The sequence below is a fragment of the Streptomyces sp. NPDC002935 genome, from assembly GCF_040611295.1.
Classification (GTDB): domain Bacteria; phylum Actinomycetota; class Actinomycetes; order Streptomycetales; family Streptomycetaceae; genus Streptomyces.
In genome coordinates, this window is sequence record NZ_JBEXNW010000036.1 from 73,308 (window position 1) to 92,603 (window position 19,296).

The window sequence follows — 19,296 nt, forward strand, 5'->3', positions numbered from 1 at the left end:
GTTTTCACCGTGACCACCACGATCGACCTGGTGTCGTACGAGGACGCACTCGCTTCCTACGACCCCGTCATGGGCCTCGAAGTCCATGTCGAACTCGGCACCAAGACGAAGATGTTCTGCGGCTGTTCGACCGAGCTGGGCGCCGAGCCCAACTCGCAGACCTGCCCGACCTGCCTCGGCATGCCCGGCGCCCTCCCGGTCGTCAACGCGACCGGTGTCGAGTCCGCCATCAAGATCGGCCTCGCGCTGCACTGCGAGATCGCCGAGTGGTGCCGCTTCGCCCGGAAGAACTACTTCTATCCGGACATGCCGAAGAACTTCCAGACCTCCCAGTACGACGAGCCGATCGCCTTCAACGGCTATCTGGACGTCCAGCTGGAGGACGGCGAGGTCTTCCGCGTGCAGATCGAGCGCGCCCACATGGAGGAGGACACCGGCAAGTCGCTGCACGTCGGCGGCGCCACCGGCCGTATCCACGGCGCGTCCCACTCGCTGCTCGACTACAACCGGGCGGGCATCCCGCTCATCGAGATCGTCACCAAGCCGATCGAGGGCGCGGGCGAGCGTGCTCCCGAGGTCGCCAAGGCGTACGTCGCCGAGCTGCGTGAGCTCATCAAGGCGCTCGGTGTCTCCGAGGCCCGTATGGAGCAGGGCCAGATGCGCTGCGACGTGAACCTCTCGCTGCGCCCGCACGGCCGCGACAAGTTCGGCACGCGCTCCGAGACGAAGAACGTCAACTCCCTGCGCTCCGTCGAGCGTGCCGCCCGCTTCGAGATCCAGCGCCACGCCGCGGTGCTGAACTCCGGCGGCACGATCATCCAGGAAACCCGCCACTTCCACGAGGAAACCGGGTCCACGACCTCGGGCCGCGTGAAGGAGGAGGCCGAGGACTACCGGTACTTCCCGGAGCCCGACCTCGTCCCCGTCGCCCCGTCCCGTGACTGGGTCGAGGAGCTGCGTGCCGGGCTGCCCGAGCAGCCGCTGGCCCGCCGCAACCGGCTGCGCGAGGAGTGGGGCGTGAACGCCCACGACATGCAGTCGATGCTCAACGCCGGTGCCATCGACTCGATCGTCGCGACGATCGAGGCCGGTGCCGACTCCACCTCCGCCCGCAAGTGGTGGATGGGCGAGCTGGCGCGCAGCGCCAACGAGTCGGGCAAGGCCCTGGAGGACCTGCCGATCACCCCGGCGCAGGTCGCCCGGGTGGCCGAGCTGGTCACCGCGGGCGATCTGAACGACAAGCTCGCCCGTCAGGTCATCGAAGGCGTCCTCGCCGGCGAAGGCACCCCGGACGAGGTCGTCGACAAGCGCGGCCTGAAGGTCGTCTCGGACGAGGGCGCGCTGACCGCCGCCGTCGACGAGGCCATCGCCGGGAACCCGGGTGTCGCCGACAAGATCCGCGGCGGCAAGGTCCAGGCCGTCGGCGCACTCGTCGGCGCGATCATGAAGGCCACCCGCGGCCAGGCCGACGCGGCTCGCGTCAAGGAGCTCATCCTGGAGAAGCTGGGCGTCAGCGAAGGCTGAGGTCCGGGTTTTCCCACATCCCAGGGGGTGCGTCGCGACGATGCACCCCCTGGGGTCTGTGTCGGCGCTCTCAGGCGCACCCGCTACGCTCCCGCGCCATGAGTGGAACCACTGACTCCGAGACGCACGACCGCGAGGACCAGGACCAGGACCAGAAGCGGGACCAGGACCAGGGTCGCGAGCAGGACCGGGACACGGGCAGGGGGCAGGACCGGGGCACGGGCCAGGACCAAGGCGAGGACCAGGACCAGGACCAGGACCACGACCTGGAGGTGCGTCGGGCCCGTTGGACGGCGGTCGGGACGGGGGCCCTGCTGACCGTCGCCGGACTCGCGGCGTCGGCACTGCGCTCCACGGGCTCCGCGACCGCCCTCATACCCGTGTCCTACGCCTCGGGGGCCGCCGTGTGCGCTGTCGCGTCGGTACTGGGGTCCCGGGGCCGCACCCGGCGGGCGCTGTGGCTGATGATCGCCGGTGTGATGGTCATGGCTGTGGGTGACCAGTTCGACTGAGCGACGACGGGCGGGGCGACAGAGCTCACAGGAATGTCGTGTGAGGTGAGTCGCAGTCCTGTGAGGAAGCCCACGAATGCGACAAAGGATCATTTGCGGCTGTAAGAGTGATGACGCATTAGTCATGCGTTCTTTGCGGGCAGTTCCCGATAAAGATCCACAAATCCCCCAGGGAGCTCGTCCGTGGCAGCCCTCGCACGTTGGTGTGTCCAGCATCGCCTCGTCGCCGTTCTGCTCTGGCTTCTGGCCTTCGGCGGTGTGACCGCCGCCGCTGCCGTGACGGGCTCCGCGTACTCCAACGACTACGAGGCCCCCGGCACCGAATCGGGCCACGCCACCCAGCTCCTGCAGGACGGCTTCCCCGGCCTCGGCGGCGACAGCGACACCGTCGTCTGGCACGTCGGCTCCGGAACGGTGCGCTCCGCCGACGTCGAACAGTCGATGACCCGGGCCCTGGACAAGATCGAGAAGCTCCCCGGAGTGGCCTCCGTCGACAGCCCGTACGCGCACCAGGGATCGGGCCGGATCAGCTCGGACGGCCGGACGGCGTACGCGACCGTCACCTTCGCCGACCGGGCCGAGGACCTCGACAAGGGCGAGGTCCAGGCCGTCGTCGACACCGCGAAGGCCGCCGAGGCCAAGGGGCTCGACGTGGATCTGGGCGGCACCGCCATCGCCCTCACCAAATCGTCCGGCGGGCATGTCGCCGAGATCGTCGGCGTGGCCGTCGCCGCCGTGGTCCTCTTCCTCGCCTTCGGCTCGCTCGCCGCCTCCATGCTGCCCATCGCCACCGCCCTGATCGGCGTGGGCACGGCGTACTTCGGCATCGTGCTCCTCGGGCACGCCATGACCGTCGCCGACTTCGCCCCCATGCTCGGCATGCTCGTCGGCCTCGGCGTCGGCATCGACTACGCGCTGTTCATCGTGACCAGACACCGGCGCGGCCTCAAACGCGGGCTGCCGGTGGCCGAGGCGGCACAGAACGCCGTCGCCACCACCGGACGCGCGGTCGTCTTCGCCGGCGCCACCGTCTGTATCGCCCTGCTCGGCATGCTCATCCTGCGGCTCGGCTTCCTCAACGGCGTCGCGATCGCCGCCTCCCTGACCGTCGTCCTCACCGTCGCGGCCTCCGTGACCCTGCTGCCCGCGCTGCTCTCCTTCATCGGCCCACGCGCACTGAGCCGCCGCGAACGTCGGCGGCTGGAGGAGCACGGGCCCGAGCCGGAAATGGCCACCGGATTCGCCGCCCGCTGGTCCGCCTTCGTGGAACGCCACCCCAAGCTGCTCGGTGGCGTGGCCGTCGTCGTGATGGCGCTGCTCGCCCTGCCCACGTTCTCGCTCCACCTGGGCACGTCCGACCAGGGCAACGACCCCAAGGCGACGACCACCCGACAGGCGTACGACCTCATCGGGGAAGGCTTCGGCCCCGGCGTGAACGGGCCCCTGACCCTCGTCACCAAGGTCGGCGGCGCCGAGGACAGGCTCGCCCTGGACAACCTGGACGCCACCCTCCGGGCCACCGAGGGCGTCGCCTCGGCGACCCCGGCGACGTACAACACCGCCGGTGACACCGCCTTCCTCACCGTCGTCCCGACCTCCGCGCCGCAGTCCCAGAAGACCAGCGACCTCGTCGACCGGCTGCGCACCGAGGTCCTGCCGCGCGCCGAGTCGGGCACCGCCCTCGACGTGCAGGTCGGCGGAGTGACGGCCAGCTACGACGACTTCGCGGACGTCATCGTCGGCAAGCTTCCGCTCTTCGTCGGCGTCGTGATCAGCCTCGGCTGTGTCCTGCTGCTGCTCGCGTTCCGTTCGATCGGCATCCCCCTCAAGGCCGCGGTGATGAACATCGCCGCCGTCGCCGCCGCCTTCGGGGTCGTCGTCGTGATCTTCCAGTGGGGCTGGGGGAGCGAACTGCTCGGCCTCGGCCGTGCGGGCCCGATCGAGCCCTTCCTGCCGGTGATCATGGTGTCGGTGCTCTTCGGGCTCTCCATGGACTACCAGGTCTTCCTGGTCAGCCGGATGTACGAGGAGTGGCTGGAGACCGGTGACAACCGGCGCGCCGTCCGGGTCGGCCTCGCCGAGACCAGCCGGGTGATCAACTCCGCCGCCGTCATCATGATCTCGGTCTTCCTCGCCTTCGTGCTCAGCGGCGACCGCGTCATCGCGATGTTCGGCATCGCCCTCGCCGCCGCCGTCGCCCTCGACGCCTTCATCCTGCGCACGCTCCTCGTCCCCGCCCTCATGCACCTGCTCGGCGGCGCCAACTGGTGGCTGCCCGGCTGGCTCGACCGGCGGCTGCCGCGCATCAGCATCGAACCGCCCGAGTGCCGTGCCGCGCATGAGAGGCTGGCCGAGGCGACGGACGCCGAGGTGGCGGAGGTACTGGACCGCGCCGAGGCGGCGGACGCCCAGGTGGCGGACGTACTGGCGAAGGAGCGGTAGAGCGATGTACGCGATATCCCTGGGTGACGACGGAGCGGAACTGCGGCCCCTGGAGCCGTGGCACGCCGAGGAGTTCCTCGCGCACCTGGACCGGGGGCGAGAGTTCATCGGGCAGTTCATCCCCTTCGGGTCCCAGTCCACGGACGTGCCGTCCGCGCGGGCACACCTCCAGAGGTACGCCGACATGCGCGCCGCCGACACCGGGTCCCTGCACGGGCTGTGGCTGGACGGGAAGCTCGTGGGCGGAGTGCTCTTCCTGAACTTCGAGGCGGAAGAGGGCAACTGCGAGGTCGGCTGCTGGCTGGAACCCGCCGCCTCCGGGCACGGTCTGGTCACGCGCGCGATGAGGGTACTCATCGACTGGGCGGTCGAGCAGCGCGGAATCCACCGCGTCGAGTGGGTCGCCGCGGCCGGGAACGTACCGAGCCTGAACGTGGCACGGCGGCTCGGCATGAGCCAGGACGGCGTGTTCCGGGAGAAGCACCCCTATCGCGGGGTCCGGCACGACCTCGAGGTGTGGTCCGTACTCGCGCCCGAGTGGCGGGCGACACGCGCGCGTGCCGCTCACAAGGACCATTAAGGAACTTCTCAGACAGCGTCCGTACGGTGCGGGTCATGGGAACCAAGACAATTGACGAAGCCGGGGCCGAAACCGGCGCCGAGGCGAAGCGCGACGAGGAAACCGTGGACGTCACCAAGACCGATCCGTCCGCCGACAACGGGACCGAGACCGAGGCCTACGCCACGGATCCGGCCGACGCCGAGGAGCAGGACGGCGACGAGGCCCTCGGGGACGGCGACGACGCCGCCGAGGCCGACCAGGCCACCGGCATCGGCCAGGGTGCCGCCGCCGTGGTGTCCGCCGGACTCGGCGTGGTGTCGCTGACCGGCAGCTGGGTCGCCACCGTGGCCGCCGCGCGCGAGACCCTGGTCGGCCAGCTCCAGACCTCGTCGAGCGCGAGCGTCGCCCAGCAGGTCAAGGAGGTCTACGGCGACGCCTGGGCGACCACCGCGCTGATCGGCGGCCTCTTCGCGCTGGCCGCGCTGATCGTCGGCGTCGTCGTCCTGGTCCGGCCCGCGTTCGGCGCCCCCGGCAAGCCGCAGGCCGCGTGGATCAAGTCGGTCGCCTGGGCGGGCGTCTCGCTCGGCGTCATCGGCCTGGTGCTCGCCGTCGCCAAGTACTCCGACATCCTCCTCGGACTGCCCTCCACCAGCTGAAACCCGACGACTCTGAGGGGCCTTAGGGCCGGCGTAAGTCACTGACCGCCGTCCTAAGGCCCCTTCGCGTGCGCAAGATGCGGAACTCTCCCGATGTGGCGCACCCCCCTTGGAGACGAAGGTTGAGGCATCGCGAACAAGCGAGACCGAAACCGACTCTTCACCAGGGGTACGAGATGTTCGAGTACGAGCTCCGGCAGATCCGCTCCGCGGAACTCATCCGCGAGGCCCAGAACTACCGGCTCGCCAAGGAGGCCCTCCACGGCCGCCGAGCCGCCCGCCGCGCGGACGCCCGCCGAGCCGCGAGCAACGACACGGAGGGGCAGGCCCATAGCCACCGTCCCCGCCGGCACCGGTTCGCCCGCACCGCATGAGCACGGGGGCACCTGTGGACGACCGGGTGGCACCCGGCCGTCCACAGGCTGTGCCGGAAGGCGGCCGCACGGGGGTCGGCCGCCTCCTGCCGGACGTCGGCCGACCGACGGGCGGGGCACTGATCGCCCTCCCGATAACCGGTGCCGCTCCGTCGGACCCCTGTGCCATGCTCGGGCCCGTGGAGACCAGGTCCGTCAGCCCGGTGTTCGTCGGACGCGCCGACGAACTCGGGGTGTTGAACGCCGCGCTCGCCCGTGCCGCCGGTGGGACCTCCCAGGCGTTCAGCACCGGGGGAGAGCCACAGGCGTTGCTGCTCGGCGGCGAGGCCGGCGTCGGCAAGACCCGGCTCCTGGAGGAGTTCGCCACCGCCGCCGCCCGTGAAGGCGCCGTCGTCGCCTTCGGCGGCTGCGTCGAGATCGGCGCCGACGGCCTCCCCTTCGCACCCTTCTCCACCGCCCTGCGCGCCCTGCGCCGCACCCTGCCCGACGAGCTCGCCGCCGCGGCCGCCGGACAGGAGGAGGACCTCGCCCGCCTGCTCCCCGAACTCGCGGAGACGACCCGGGGACGGCAGTACGAGGAGGAGGGCATGGCCCGCCTCTTCGAACTCACCGCCCGCCTTCTGGAGCGCGTCGCAGCGGACCGCACGGTCGTCGTCGTCCTCGAAGACCTGCACTGGGCCGACGCCTCCACCCGCCATCTGCTCGCCTACCTCTTCCGCACGCTGCGCAGCGGCCGCCTCGTCGTGATCGCCACCTACCGGGCCGACGACATCCACCGCCGCCACCCGCTGCGCCCCCTGCTCGCCGAGCTCGACCGCCTCCGCACGGTCCGCCGCATCGAACTGGGCCGCCTCAGCCGGGCCGAGGTCGGCCGGCAGATCGCCGGAATCCTCGCCCGCGAACCCGACCCCGCCCAGGTCGACGAGATCTTCGCCCGCTCCGACGGCAACGCGTTCTTCGTCGAGGAACTCGCCGTGGCCGCCCACGAAGGCTGTCGTACGAGGCTCACGGACTCCCTGCGCGACCTGCTCCTCGTCCGCGTCGAAGGACTGCCGGAGAGCGCCCAGCGGGTCGCCCGGATCGTCGCCGAGGGTGGCTGCACCGTGGAGTACCCGCTGCTCGCCGCCGTGGCACAGCTCGCCGAGGACGACCTCATCGAGGCCCTGCGCTCCTGCGTCGGCGCCAACATCCTGCACGCCTCGCCCGGCGGCGACGGCTACCGCTTCCGCCACTCCCTGGTCCGCGAGGCCGTCAGCGACGACCTGCTGCCCGGCGAGCGCTCCCGCTTCAACCGCCGCTACGCGGAGGCCCTGGAGGCCGACCCGGCACTCGTACCGGCCGACGAGCGCGTCACCCGCCTGGCCAGCTACTGGTACCACGCCCACGACGCCGCCAAGGCCCTGCCCGCCGTCCTCGACGCCTCCGTCGAAGCCCGCCGCCGGCACGCCCACTCCGAGCAACTGCGGCTCCTGGAACGGGCGATGGAGCTGTGGGAGGTCGCCCCCGACGCCGTACGGGCCGAACTGCGCCCCATCGACTACGTGGAGGCTTATCCACCCCCACTGCCTGAAGAGCGTGCGGGAACCCCCAGCGGCTGCGACCCCGCGACCGCACCCCTGCGCTACCTCGACCTGATGGCCGAGGCCGCCGTCGCCGGCCGGCTCTGCGGGGAGCGCGAACGCGCCCTGAAGACGACCAAGCGGGCGCTGCACCTCCTGGAGGACGAGGGAGACCCGCTGCGCGCCGCCTGGTTCTGGATCCAGCGCTCCCGGCTCGTCCAGGCACAGGTCCGCGGCGACGGCTGGAAGGAACTCGCCACCGCCCAGGACCTGGTACGCGGTCTGCCGCCCTCCGAGGTGCACGCCGAGGTCCTGTCCATGGTCGCCGCCTGGTGCATGCTGCACGAACCGGGCCACGGCGCCCTCTCCGCCGCCGAGCGCGCCGTGGAGTACGCGCACATGGTGGGCGCCCGGGACACGGAGCTGAACGCCCGGCTCACCCTCGGCGGCCTGATGGTCGACGCGGGGGACGTCGAGGCCGGGCTCGCGGAGATGTACCGGGTCAGGGAGCGGGCGAACCGGCAGGGCGCCGCATACGTCGTGGGCCGCCTGCACATCAACCTGCCCTCCCATCTGGAGTCGGTCGGCCGCTCCCGCGAGGCCGTCACGATCCTGCGCGAGGGCGTCGAACTCGCCTGCAGGAACGGTCTGTTGGACACTCAGGCCTGGGTGTGGGGCAACCTCTCCGAATCACTGTTCGCGCTCGGCCAGTGGGACGACGCCGTCGAAGCCGCGCGCAACGCCCTGGGCATCGGACTCAGCGGCAAGGCCTCCGGCGTCGGAGCTGCCCGCCTCGCGCCCGTCGCCCTCGCCCGCGGCGACCTGATCGAGGCGGGGCGCCAACTGGCCGCCGCCCGCGGCTATTTCGGCACCCACGACCCGATGCCCCAGCACTCCCTGCCGCTGCTGTGCACCACCATCGGCATCGCCGCCGGCGAGGGCCGCCTCCTCGACGCCCGCGCCACCCTGGAACAGGCCATCGACGCCGGCTTCCCACCCGGCACCCAGCGCTACGCCTGGCCGCTGCTCCTGGCCGCCGCCACCGCGGAGGCCGATGCCCGAGGGCTGCCCGCCGCCGAACCCGGCCGCGCCCCGACCGTGGAACGCATCCACACGGCCGCGAGGACCCTGGCCACGGGAGCACCCGTCTGGCTCGCCCACGCCGAATGGGTCCGCGCCGAACTCCAGCGGGCCCAGGGAGTGAGCATCCCGGACCAGTGGTTCGACGTGGTCAGGGCCCTCGAACCCCTGGAGCGCCCCTACGACCTCGCCCGGGCCCGCGTCCGCCTCGCCGAGGCCCTGCTGCTCACGGGCCCGAACGACGACGAGCGCGCCCGCGCCACGGAACTCCTCCGGCTGGCCCGAGCCGCCGCCGACCACCTCGGCGCGCGCCCGCTCGCCGATGCCGTCGCCCTGCTCGCCCAGCGCGCCCGCCTCACGCTGGGACACAGCCCCGAAAGGCCCGGGCCCGCTCCCGCCGACCCGGCGGTCGCACTGGGCCTCACCAGCCGCGAGCGCGACGTCCTGCGCCTCGTCGCCGCCGGCCGCAGCAACCGCCAGATCGCCGAGGAACTCTTCATCTCCCCGAAGACGGCCAGCGTCCACGTCTCGAACATTCTGGCCAAGCTGGACGTCTCAGGACGGGGAGAGGCGGCGGCACTGGCCCACAGGCTGCGGCTCTTCCCGCCGGAGACCCCCACCGCCCGGGCGGCGGGCTGAGGTCTACGCTGCGAGGGACCCGGGCCGAGGGAGGCGCCGTGTTCAACATGTTCGAGGAGCTTTTCGCACCAGGCCGCAAGCACACCAACGACGAACGCAAGCGGCTGGAACTGAGCCGCGTGGACGTTAACGACGGTGACCCGGGCCGCGGCCCGATAGACCTCGCCTCGGGCAAGGTGGTCGTACGGGTACCGCAGCAGGAACACCAGCCGGACCCCGACCGTCAGCCGGAGCCGGAGCCGGAGCCGGAGCCGGAGCCGGAGCCGGAGCCCAGGCAGGCCTCGTAGTCGGGCAGGCCTACTTCACCTCCACCTCCAGGAGGCGGTCGTCGCCCTTCACGGGGCTGCCGCGGCCGTCGGTCTCGCTCGTGGTCAGCCAGAGTCTGTCGCCGCCCGCGGAGACGACCGTGCGGAGGCGGCCGTACTTGCCCTTCAGGAAGGCCTCGGGTGCAGCGGACGTCTTGGTGCCGTTCAACGGGATACGCCACAGGCGCTCACCCTTGAGGCCCGCCATCCATATGGAACCGTCGGCGTAGGCGATCCCGCTCGGGGAGGCGTCGTCGGTGGGCCACTGGGCGACCGGATTGTGGAACTTGGCATCGTGGCTGATGCCTTCCACCACCGGCCAGCCGTAGTTGTCGCCCGGCTTGATCTGGTTCAGCTCGTCCCAGGTGTCCTGGCCGAACTCGGAGGCCCACAGCCGCTGCTTGTCGTCCCAGGCGAGTCCCTGGACATTGCGATGCCCGTACGAGTACACGACCGAGTCGGGGAGCGGATTGCCCGGCGCGGGCTCCCCGTCCGGCGTCATCCGCAGGATCTTGCCGCCGAGCGCCTTCTTGTCCTGGGCCTGGCCCCGGTCACCCGTCTCGCCCGCGCCCGCGTACAGCATCTTGTCCGGACCGAACGCGATCCGGCCGCCGTTGTGGATCATTCCCTTGGGGATGCCCTTGAAGATCGTGTCCGGTGCGCCCAGTTGCTCGTCGGACGGCTTCCGCTCGTCGTAGAGCATGCGCACGATGCGGTTGTCGGAGGCCGTGGTCAGGTAGGCGTAGATCATGTGGTCGGACGCATAGTCGGGGGAGAGCGCGATGCCCAGGAGGCCGCCCTCGCCGGCCGGGGCCACCCCGGGGACGTCGCCCAGCAGGGTCTTCTTACCGGTCTTCTCGTCGATCCGGGTGATCGTCCCCTTGTCCCGTGAGGACACCAGCAGACCGCCCTCGGGCAGCGGTGCGAGGCCCCAGGGAGTGTCGAGACCCTCGGTGACGGTGCGCAGGACCGTCACCGAACCCTTCGCGGGCGGTGTCTTCTCGGGGGCGGCGCTCTGGGAGGAGGGCGACTGCGGCGCCGTACTCCCGATGCCCGGGAGCGCTCCTGAGCCGTCCGAGCCTTCTTGGCCGCCGGAGGAACAGCCTGTCGTCACCAGAAACGCGGCCGTGGCCAACACGGCTGTCACTGCTCGAACTTGCACCATCAGTGTCCCTTCGACGCGGCGGTCCTACAGTTCATACACCGCTCGCGTTCCACGGGTTCCCGATCACGGACGGGCAATCCGCACCGAGATCCACAGGCGTGGCTCAGTCCCAGGATCCCAGCGCCCCCGGCAGCCCCGCCACCTCCGCGAGATCCTCCGCCGTCAGCCGCAGCCCGGCGGCCCCCGCGTTCTCGCTGACCCAGCGCTCCCGCTTGGCCCCCGGCACCGGGACCACGTGCCGACCCTGCGCCAGGACCCACGCCAGCGCCACCTGCGCGGGCGTGACGGGACGGCCGCCTTCCCCGTGGCGCCGGGCGATGCGGCGCAGACCGACGACGATGGGCTGGTTCGCGGCCATCATCTCGGCGGTGAAGCGGGGATGGCGGGCCCGCACGTCGTCGGGCTCGAAGCCCTCGCCGGGGGTCAGCGTGCCGGTCAGGAAGCCGTTGCCGAGCGGCATTGCGGCGAGGAACCCGACGCCGCGCGCCGCACACCACGGCAGCAGCGCGTCCAGCGCCTCCGACGACCACACCGACAGCTCGGCCTGCACGGCGCTCACCGGGAAGACCTGCTGGACCCGTTCCAGCTGCCGGATCGTTCCGTCATGCAGCCGCGCCCCAGAGCGGCGGGCGGACCGGGCGCCCACCGCGCACAGCCCGAGCGAGCGCACCTTTCCGGCCGAGACGAGTTCGGCCATCGCGCCCCAGGTCTCCTCGACCGGTATCTCCGGGTCCGCGCGGTGCAGCTGATAGAGATCGATCACGTCCGTCTGGAGCCGGCGCAGCGACGCGTCGCACGCCCGCCTCACATAGCCGGGGCGGCCGTTGGCCACCATGTGCTGGTCGCCCACCAGCAGACCGACCTTGGTCGACACGAAGGCCTCGGGGCGCCGCTCCTTGAGCACCCGGCCGACGAGCAGCTCATTGGTGAAGGGGCCGTACATGTCGGCGGTGTCGAGCAGCGTCGAGCCCCGGTCGAGCGCCGCGTGCACAGCGCGCAGAGACTCCTCGCCGCGCTGCCGCGACCCGGTGTAAGCCCAGCTCATCGGCATGCATCCGAGTCCGACCGCCCCCACCTCGAGCGCCGCGGCCCCGATCGTTCTGCGCTCCACCTGGCCGTGATCCTCCTTCTTCTGGCCCCCCAACCTAACCTCTGCGCGCATGGGCGCCTGGCATAACCTCGTGACCATGACTTCCGATGTCTGGCTTCCCTTTCACGCCGACGAGATCGACGGACTCCCCGAAGGCCTCGACTACCGCTTCTGGGACGGCGACCAGGAGTTTCCCGCGGATCCGGCCGACTGCGCGTTCTACGTCGTGCCCTACATGAAGCCGCCCGGCGTCGCACAGCGGCCGATGTCCGAAATGACATCGGTCCGGGCCGTGCAGACACTCTCCGCCGGCGTCGACCACGTCCTGCCGAGCCTCAAGTCCCTGCACCCCGGCGTGGAGTTGTGCAACGCACGCGGGGTCCACGAGGCGAGCACGGCAGAGCTCGCCCTCGCCCTGATCCTCGCCTCGCTGCGCGGCATCCCCGACTTCGTGCGCGGCCAGGACAAGGAGGAGTGGCGCTCGGGCTTCCGTGCCTCGCTCGCCGACAAGTCCGTCCTCATCGTGGGGTACGGGTCGATCGGGTCCGCCATCGAGGACAGGCTCGCGCCGTTCGAGCTCGCGCGGGTTGCGCGCGTCGCGCGCTCTGCTCGCGCAACGGAGCGCGGTCCCGTGCGCCCCCTCACGGAACTGTCCTCCCTGCTCCCCGAATTCGACATCGTCGTGCTGTCCACGCCCCTCACGAACACCACCCGTGGCCTGGGGAACGCCGACTTCCTGTCCCGGATGAAGGACGGCGCGCTCCTGGTGAACGTGGCCCGCGGCCCCGTCGTCGACACCAAGGCCCTGCTCGCAGAGCTGCAGAGCGGACGCATCACCGCGGCCCTCGACGTCACCGACCCCGAACCGCTGCCCCAGGGGCACCCGTTGTGGCATGCGCCCGGTGTGCTCATCAGTCCCCATGTCGGCGGGCCCACCTCGGCGTTCTGGCCGCGCGCCAAGCGGCTGCTGGTGGACCAGCTGACCCTTTTCGTGAACCAGGAGCCGCTGCGGAACGTGGTCCTTACCACCGGCACCTGAGCAACGTCCCGTTCGCTGTCCGTCCGCTTCGGGCACCCTCCGCAGTTCCCCGAATGCGGGCAGTACCGGCATAGTCCCTGATCGTCACGGAGCGTAGAGGAACTATGTCCCTGAGTGACGAGACTGGTGTATCGTCCCGACAGGGGCTGCGCCGCGCACCGTTCGGCGCCGGGGACGGACATGGAGACTGCGAGGGGGGCGACGGGCGATGCACGGCCTATGGACCAACGATCCGACGCGGCGGGGCCGCCGCCGACGACCCTGGCGCGCGGCCACGCACAGACGGGGTCACGGCGGCCATCACCACCGCAGGCACGGAGGCCGCCGGAGGCATACGCACCGGGACCAGCGGGACCCCGGGGTACGGACAGGGTGGGCCCGGTGAGCACCCCAGGGGTGTTGCTGACCCGTCGGACGGTCTTCGACGGCGGGACGGGCCTGTTCTCGCAACTCGTGCTGGCCCTGGTGTGCGCGGGGTACGCCGTCGGCTCCGCGCTCGGCTGGGGTTCCGCGAGTCTGGCGCTGGTCATGGGCGACTTCGGGCTGAGTGTCGCGGCGGGCACCGCGGCGGTCTCCTGTTTCCTCTACGCCCGTAGCCGCCGCAGCCGCTTTCGACCCGCGTGGCTGCTGTTCGCGCTCTCCTCGGCGATGGCCTCGCTCGGGAACCTCGTCTGGGGGTGGTACGAGGTCGTCCTCGGCCGCCCCGTCCCGACCCCGAGTTACGCCGATCTCTTCTTCCTCTGCTTCGCGCCGCCCGCCATCGTGGGACTGCTGGTGCTCGCCAAGAGGCCCGTGACCAAGGCGGGTTGGGTGTGCCTCGCGCTGGACGCCTGGCTGATCGGCGGGTCGCTGCTCACCCTGTCCTGGAGTCTGGCGCTCGCCCAGGCCGCGAAGCTCGACGGGCCGAGCGTCGCGCACACCGCGCTGTCGCTCGCCTATCCGCTGCTGGACATCGCGCTGGTCAGCATGGTGCTCGCGCTGCACTTCCGGCGCTCGTCGGTGAACAGGTCGGCGGTGAACACCGCGATCGGTGCGCTCGCCCTGACCGTGATGTGCGACGCCTTGTTCACCTCGCCCCTCCTGCACAACAACTACCACTCGGGTCAGCTCCTCGACGCGGGCTGGTTCGCCGGCTCGCTGCTCCTCGCGTACGCCCCCTGGGTCGTCACCCGGCACGGGCACCCGGACACCGACGAGTACGGCCCGGACGGGCACGCGCGCGTGGTGCACGAGCACATCCCGGGACAGCGCCACGAAGGACAGCACGGGCCCCCGGGGAGCCACGCGCCGCACGGATCCCAGGGGAGCCGGGCGACGCACGGATCACCGGGGGACGATCAGGACCCCGGGTTCCACGAACGCCCGGGGCAGCCAGGGCAGTACGGGCAACAGGAGCATCCGTACGAGCGGCAGCAGGGCGGCCACGTGAACGCCCAGGGCCCGGGGCAGGGCAGCCGGTACCCGGCGACGCGTCCCATCACCGGATCGCTGGCCGCGCTGACGCCCTATCTGGCCGCCGCCGTCTGCACGCTGGGGATCCTCTACAACATTCTGAACGGGCGCAATGTGGACCGCGTGGTGCTCATCACCGCCGGCCTCGTCGTGCTCGCCCTCGTGGTGCGCCAGGGCATCATGCTGCTCGACAACATCACCCTCACCCAGGAACTGGCCCAGAAGGAGAACCACTTCCGCTCCCTGGTGCAGGGATCGAGCGACGTCATCATGATCGCCGCACCGAACGGCATCCTGAGATACGTCAGCCCGGCCGCCGCCGGGGTCTACGGCCGCGACGCCGAGGAACTCGTCGGCTCCGAGCTCGCCTCGCTCATCCACCCCGAGGACCTCGGCTGCGTGGTCCACGAGGTGCGGCGGTTCCTGGCGGCCAGCCACGTCGAGGAGCCCACCACCCGGATCGAGTGCCGTTTCCGGTCCGGCGACGGCGGCTGGCTCAACGTGGAGTCCACCGTCAACCGGCACCACGGCGGCCTCATCTTCAACAGCCGTGACGTGACCGAACGCGTCCGGCTCCAGGCGCAGTTGCAGCACAACGCCGAGCACGACCCGCTCACCGACCTGCCCAACCGCGCGCTGTTCACCCGGCGCGTCCAGCAGGCACTGTCCGGGCGGCGCTCCTCCGACCGGGGCACCGCCGTCCTCTTCATCGACCTCGACGGCTTCAAGGCCGTCAACGACACGATCGGGCACCAGGCCGGCGACGAGCTGCTCGTCCAGGCCGCCCGCAGACTCCAGGACTCGGTGCGGTACGGCGACACCGCCGCCCGACTGGGCGGGGACGAGTTCGCGGCCCTCATCGTCGGCGACGGCGGCCGCGACCGCACCGCCCGTGAGCAGCAGATAATGGAGCTCGCCGACCGTCTGCGGATCAGGCTCTCCCAGCCCTACTGCATCGACGGCAACGATGTCCGGGTCGCCGCGTCCATCGGCGTCGGCTTCGCCGAGCCCGGCCTGGGCGCGGGTGAGCTGCTGCGCAACGCCGACCTGGCCATGTACCGCGCCAAGGCGGCCGGAAAGGGCCGCGTCGAGCTGTACGCGCCCCAGATGCAGCAGGACGTGGTCCGCAAGGCGGAGCTGGCGACCCGGCTGCGCTCCGCGCTCCAGGACGGCCAGTTCGCCCTGCTGCACCAGCCCGTGGTGTCGCTCGAGAGCGGCCGGATCACCTCGGTCACCGCACAGGCGCGCTGGCGTTCCTCCCAGGGAGTGCTCTTCACGCCCGCCGAGTTCCTGCGCGTCGCCGACGACAGCGAAAGGACCGCCGAACTGGGCCGCTGGATGCTCGACGAGGCCGTCGAGCAGGCCGCCGAGCGCACCGCCGCGGGCGTCGCGGTGCCGGTCGCGGTCCGGATGACCGCCCGGCGTCTGCTGGACCGCTCGATGCCGCTGGGCTCCGTCGAGTCCCTGCTCACCCGGCACGGGCTCGCCTCGGGCGGTCTGATCATCGAGTTGTCCGACACCGATCCACGGGTCTCCCTGGACGAGCTGGAGCGCCGGCTGGGCGCGCTCAGGCGTCTGGGCGTGCGGATCGCCCTGGACGGCTTCGGCAGCGGCTACGCGACGATCACGGCGCTCCGGCGGCTCCCCGTCGACGTACTGCGCCTCGACAGGAGTCTGGTCGAGGGAGTCGTCGAGTCCGCCCGGCTGCACAAGATCACCAGCGGGCTGCTGCGGATCGCCACCGACCTGGGGCTGCAGTCCGTGGCCGACGGGGTGGATCTCCCGGAGCAGGTCGTCGCTCTGCGCGCGATGGGCTGCACCCATGGGCAGGGCATGGCGTTCTCCGGGCTGCTGGACGAGTACCGGCTGCGCAGAGCGCTCTCTTCCGGCCACTATCCGGTGCCGAACGGACCTGCCGAGCCCGTGTTCGCCGGTGGCGGCGGCGCGGGGGTGTATACGAGTGGTGTGCCCGTTGTTCTGGGGGGTGGAACAGCCCTCCGCTCACATAATGAGACTCCCGTCCCACCCACTTGACAGTCGGTGCGTGCCGGGGGGAGGGTCAATGCCATGCGCACCCGAATTCTCGTACTTGGAAAGCGCGTCGGCTGAAGCTAGGTGGTCACCGGAAAGGTCCGGAACACCCAGCGACCGCACCCGGCGCGCTCCCCTCGCTTGCCTCACGGCACGAGGGGTTTTTTGTTGCACAGGCACCAGTCGTACATCGCACAAAAGACGCAAAAACCCTCAGCATCGAGAAGAGAATGCCGATGACCGAGCAGGCCACCGGGGCCCACCATCCGCAGCCGCGGCCCCGTTCCGGAGGACAGCAGTCCGCCCCCGAGCACGTCACGGGTGCGCAGTCCCTCATCCGCTCGCTCGAGGAGGTCGGGGCCGAGACCGTATTCGGCATCCCCGGCGGTGCGATCCTTCCGGCCTACGACCCTCTGATGGACTCCCGCCGGGTGCGGCACGTGCTCGTGCGCCATGAGCAGGGCGCCGGCCACGCGGCCACCGGCTACGCGCAGGCCACCGGCAAGGTCGGCGTCTGCATGGCGACCTCCGGCCCCGGCGCGACCAACCTGGTCACGCCGATCGCCGACGCGCACATGGACTCGGTGCCGCTCGTGGCGATCACCGGGCAGGTCGCGTCCAAGGCGATCGGTACGGACGCCTTCCAGGAGGCGGACATCGTCGGCATCACCATGCCGATCACCAAGCACAACTTCCTGGTGACCAAGGCCGAGGACATCCCGCGGACGATCGCGGAGGCCTTCCACATCGCCTCCACCGGCCGTCCCGGCCCGGTCCTCGTCGACATCGCCAAGGACGCACTCCAGGCGCGGACCACCTTCCAGTGGCCGCCCACCCAGGACCTGCCCGGCTACCGCCCGGTGACCAAGCCGCACGCCAAGCAGATCCGCGAGGCCGCCAAGCTGCTCACCCAGGCCAAGCGGCCCGTGCTGTACGTCGGCGGCGGCGTCCTCAAGGCGAACGCCACCGCCGAGCTGAAGGTCCTCGCAGAACTCACCGGAGCGCCCGTCACCACCACCCTGATGGCGCTCGGCGCATTCCCCGACAGCCACACGCTGCACGTGGGAATGCCGGGCATGCACGGTTCGGTCACCGCCGTCACCGCGCTGCAGAAGGCCGACCTGATCGTCGCCCTCGGAGCCCGCTTCGACGACCGCGTCACCGGCAAGCTGGACAGCTTCGCCCCCTTCGCCAAGATCGTCCACGCGGACATCGACCCGGCGGAGATCGGCAAGAACCGCGCCGCCGACGTGCCGATCGTCGGAGACGCCCGCGAGGTCATCGCCGACCTGGTCCAGGCGGTGCAGAAGGAGCACAGCGAGGGGAACACCGGCGACTACACCGCCTGGTGGAACGACCTCAACCGCTGGCGCGACACCTACCCGCTCGGCTACGAGCAGCCCGACAACGGCTCGCTCTCGCCCCAGCAGGTCATCGAGCGCATCGGACAGCTCGCCCCCGAGGGCACGATCTTCGCGGCGGGCGTCGGCCAGCACCAGATGTGGGCCGCGCACTACATCCAGTACGAGCAGCCCGCGACCTGGCTGAACTCCGGCGGCGCGGGAACGATGGGCTACGCGGTCCCGGCCGCGATGGGCGCCAAGGCGGGACAGCCGGACCGCACGGTCTGGGCGGTCGACGGCGACGGCTGTTTCCAGATGACCAATCAGGAACTCACCACCTGCGCCCTGAACAACATCCCGATCAAGGTCGCCATCATCAACAACGGCGCCCTCGGGATGGTCCGCCAGTGGCAGACCCTCTTCTACAACCAGCGCTACTCCAACACCGTGCTGCACAGCGGCCCGGACGCGGACGGCAAGCAGCCGAGCGCCGGAACCCGCGTCCCCGACTTCGTCAAGCTGTCGGAGGCCATGGGCTGCTACGCCATCCGCTGCGAGTCCCCGGACGACCTCGACAAGGTGATCGAGGAGGCGAACTCGGTCAACGACCGTCCGGTCGTGGTCGACTTCATCGTCCACGAGGACGCGATGGTGTGGCCGATGGTCGCCGCCGGCACGTCCAACGACGAGGTCATGTTCGCCCGGGACGTCCGCCCCGACTTCGGCGACAACGAAGACGACTGAGAGAGAGCCGAGTCAGACCCATGAGCAAGCACACCCTCTCCGTCCTCGTCGAGAACAAGCCCGGTGTCCTCGCCCGGATCACCGCCCTGTTCTCCCGGCGCGGCTTCAACATCGACTCGCTCGCCGTCGGTGTCACCGAGCACCCCGAGATCTCGCGCATCACCATCGTGGTGAACGTGATCGAGGAACTGCCCCTCGAACAGGTCACCAAGCAGCTCAACAAGCTCGTCAACGTCCTGAAGATCGTCGAGCTGGAGCCCGGTTCCGCCGTTCAGCGGGAACTCGTTCTGGTGAAGGTGCGCGCCGACAACGAGACGCGCTCCCAGATCGTCGAGATCGTCCAGCTGTTCCGCGCCAAGACCGTCGACGTCTCCCCGGAGGCCGTCACCATCGAGGCCACCGGCGGCGCCGACAAGCTCGAGGCCATGCTCAAGATGCTGGAACCGTTCGGCATCAAGGAGCTCGTCCAGTCCGGCACGATCGCGATCGGACGCGGGGCGCGTTCGATCACGGACCGGTCGCTGCGCGCACTGGACCGGTCGGCCTAAGTCAGGAAAACGCCGGTGCACGGGCGGACGGCGCACACCGTCCGCCCGTATACCGAGACCAGAGAACTTCCCTCCCCCCGCCCGCCGTACGGTGGGACGCAACACCGGAAATACCGGAAAACAAGGAGAACCCCAGTGGCCGAGCTGTTCTACGACGACGACGCCGACCTGTCCATCATCCAGGGCCGCAAGGTCGCGGTCATCGGCTACGGCAGCCAGGGCCACGCCCAC

15 protein-coding genes are annotated in these 19,296 nt (G+C 70.8%); 13 read left to right on the plus strand and 2 right to left on the minus strand.

All coding sequences use genetic code 11. The features are described from left to right. Positions 1-9 precede the first annotated feature (9 nt). From gatB to ABZX90_RS35225, 8 genes are all read left to right on the plus strand, one after another. Positions 10-1,524 (plus strand): Asp-tRNA(Asn)/Glu-tRNA(Gln) amidotransferase subunit GatB, encoded by a 1,515-nt coding sequence (gene gatB, locus ABZX90_RS35190; protein ID WP_351130707.1) that lies wholly within the window; start codon positions 10-12, stop codon positions 1,522-1,524. 98 nt (positions 1,525-1,622) lie between these two features. Further along, on the plus strand, positions 1,623-2,036 hold the full coding sequence (locus tag ABZX90_RS35195; RefSeq protein ID WP_355211808.1) for a hypothetical protein: 414 nt from the start codon (positions 1,623-1,625) through the stop codon (positions 2,034-2,036). Between the two features lie 183 nt (positions 2,037-2,219). Further along, positions 2,220-4,478 (plus strand): MMPL family transporter, encoded by a 2,259-nt coding sequence (locus ABZX90_RS35200; protein ID WP_355211811.1) that lies wholly within the window; start codon positions 2,220-2,222, stop codon positions 4,476-4,478. Positions 4,479-4,482: 4 nt separating this feature from the next. Next, entirely contained in the window at positions 4,483-5,058 is a 576-nt protein-coding gene (locus ABZX90_RS35205) for a GNAT family protein (protein WP_351130704.1), read from the plus strand. Positions 5,059-5,093: 35 nt separating this feature from the next. Beyond that, positions 5,094-5,696, plus strand: a complete 603-nt coding sequence (locus tag ABZX90_RS35210) for a hypothetical protein (protein ID WP_355211814.1) — start codon at positions 5,094-5,096, stop codon at positions 5,694-5,696. Positions 5,697-5,872: 176 nt separating this feature from the next. Then, positions 5,873-6,070, plus strand: coding sequence for a hypothetical protein (locus tag ABZX90_RS35215; protein ID WP_351130701.1), 198 nt, complete (start codon positions 5,873-5,875; stop codon positions 6,068-6,070). A 167-nt stretch (positions 6,071-6,237) separates the two neighbouring features. Then, positions 6,238-9,348, plus strand: coding sequence for an AAA family ATPase (locus ABZX90_RS35220; RefSeq protein WP_355211818.1), 3,111 nt, complete (start codon positions 6,238-6,240; stop codon positions 9,346-9,348). 38 nt (positions 9,349-9,386) lie between these two features. Next, positions 9,387-9,635, plus strand: coding sequence for a DUF6191 domain-containing protein (locus ABZX90_RS35225; protein WP_355211821.1), 249 nt, complete (start codon positions 9,387-9,389; stop codon positions 9,633-9,635). A gap of 10 nt (positions 9,636-9,645) precedes the next feature. Here the strand turns inward: ABZX90_RS35225 and ABZX90_RS35230 are convergent, their stop codons facing one another. Next, the gene (locus ABZX90_RS35230) at positions 9,646-10,818 is read right to left on the minus strand and encodes a PQQ-dependent sugar dehydrogenase (RefSeq protein WP_355211824.1); all 1,173 of its coding nucleotides are present in this window, start codon (positions 10,816-10,818) and stop codon (positions 9,646-9,648) included. A gap of 103 nt (positions 10,819-10,921) precedes the next feature. After that, complete coding sequence (locus ABZX90_RS35235) at positions 10,922-11,929, minus strand: aldo/keto reductase (protein ID WP_355211827.1); 1,008 nt, start codon at positions 11,927-11,929, stop codon at positions 10,922-10,924. A gap of 76 nt (positions 11,930-12,005) precedes the next feature. Between ABZX90_RS35235 and ABZX90_RS35240 the strand changes: the two genes are divergently transcribed. The 5 genes from ABZX90_RS35240 to ABZX90_RS35260 all read left to right on the plus strand — a co-directional run. Continuing rightward, positions 12,006-12,947 (plus strand): 2-hydroxyacid dehydrogenase, encoded by a 942-nt coding sequence (locus ABZX90_RS35240; protein WP_355211830.1) that lies wholly within the window; start codon positions 12,006-12,008, stop codon positions 12,945-12,947. A gap of 381 nt (positions 12,948-13,328) precedes the next feature. Further along, positions 13,329-16,433 (plus strand): EAL domain-containing protein, encoded by a 3,105-nt coding sequence (locus ABZX90_RS35245; RefSeq protein ID WP_355211833.1) that lies wholly within the window; start codon positions 13,329-13,331, stop codon positions 16,431-16,433. 227 nt (positions 16,434-16,660) lie between these two features. Continuing rightward, positions 16,661-18,517, plus strand: coding sequence for an acetolactate synthase large subunit (locus tag ABZX90_RS35250; RefSeq protein ID WP_351130693.1), 1,857 nt, complete (start codon positions 16,661-16,663; stop codon positions 18,515-18,517). A gap of 20 nt (positions 18,518-18,537) precedes the next feature. After that, positions 18,538-19,065, plus strand: coding sequence for an acetolactate synthase small subunit (ilvN, locus tag ABZX90_RS35255; protein WP_037622651.1), 528 nt, complete (start codon positions 18,538-18,540; stop codon positions 19,063-19,065). Between the two features lie 135 nt (positions 19,066-19,200). Beyond that, a partial coding sequence (locus tag ABZX90_RS35260; protein WP_355211838.1) for a hypothetical protein occupies positions 19,201-19,296 on the plus strand: 96 nt, incomplete at its 3' end.

What these genes read in the sequence shown, in the direction of transcription:
- ABZX90_RS35195 (WP_355211808.1), top strand. Translation starts at nt 1,623, where the DNA reads ATGAGTGGAACCACTGACTCCGAGACGCACGACCGCGAGGACCAGGAC.
- ABZX90_RS35220 (WP_355211818.1), top strand. Translation starts at nt 6,238, where the DNA reads ATGCTCGGGCCCGTGGAGACCAGGTCCGTCAGCCCGGTGTTCGTCGGA.
- ABZX90_RS35205 (WP_351130704.1), top strand. Translation starts at nt 4,483, where the DNA reads ATGTACGCGATATCCCTGGGTGACGACGGAGCGGAACTGCGGCCCCTG.
- ABZX90_RS35250 (WP_351130693.1), top strand. Translation starts at nt 16,661, where the DNA reads ATGCCGATGACCGAGCAGGCCACCGGGGCCCACCATCCGCAGCCGCGG.
- ABZX90_RS35230 (WP_355211824.1), bottom strand. Translation starts at nt 10,818, where the DNA reads ATGGTGCAAGTTCGAGCAGTGACAGCCGTGTTGGCCACGGCCGCGTTT.
- ABZX90_RS35240 (WP_355211830.1), top strand. Translation starts at nt 12,006, where the DNA reads ATGACTTCCGATGTCTGGCTTCCCTTTCACGCCGACGAGATCGACGGA.
- ABZX90_RS35210 (WP_355211814.1), top strand. Translation starts at nt 5,094, where the DNA reads ATGGGAACCAAGACAATTGACGAAGCCGGGGCCGAAACCGGCGCCGAG.
- ilvN (WP_037622651.1), top strand. Translation starts at nt 18,538, where the DNA reads ATGAGCAAGCACACCCTCTCCGTCCTCGTCGAGAACAAGCCCGGTGTC.
- ABZX90_RS35215 (WP_351130701.1), top strand. Translation starts at nt 5,873, where the DNA reads ATGTTCGAGTACGAGCTCCGGCAGATCCGCTCCGCGGAACTCATCCGC.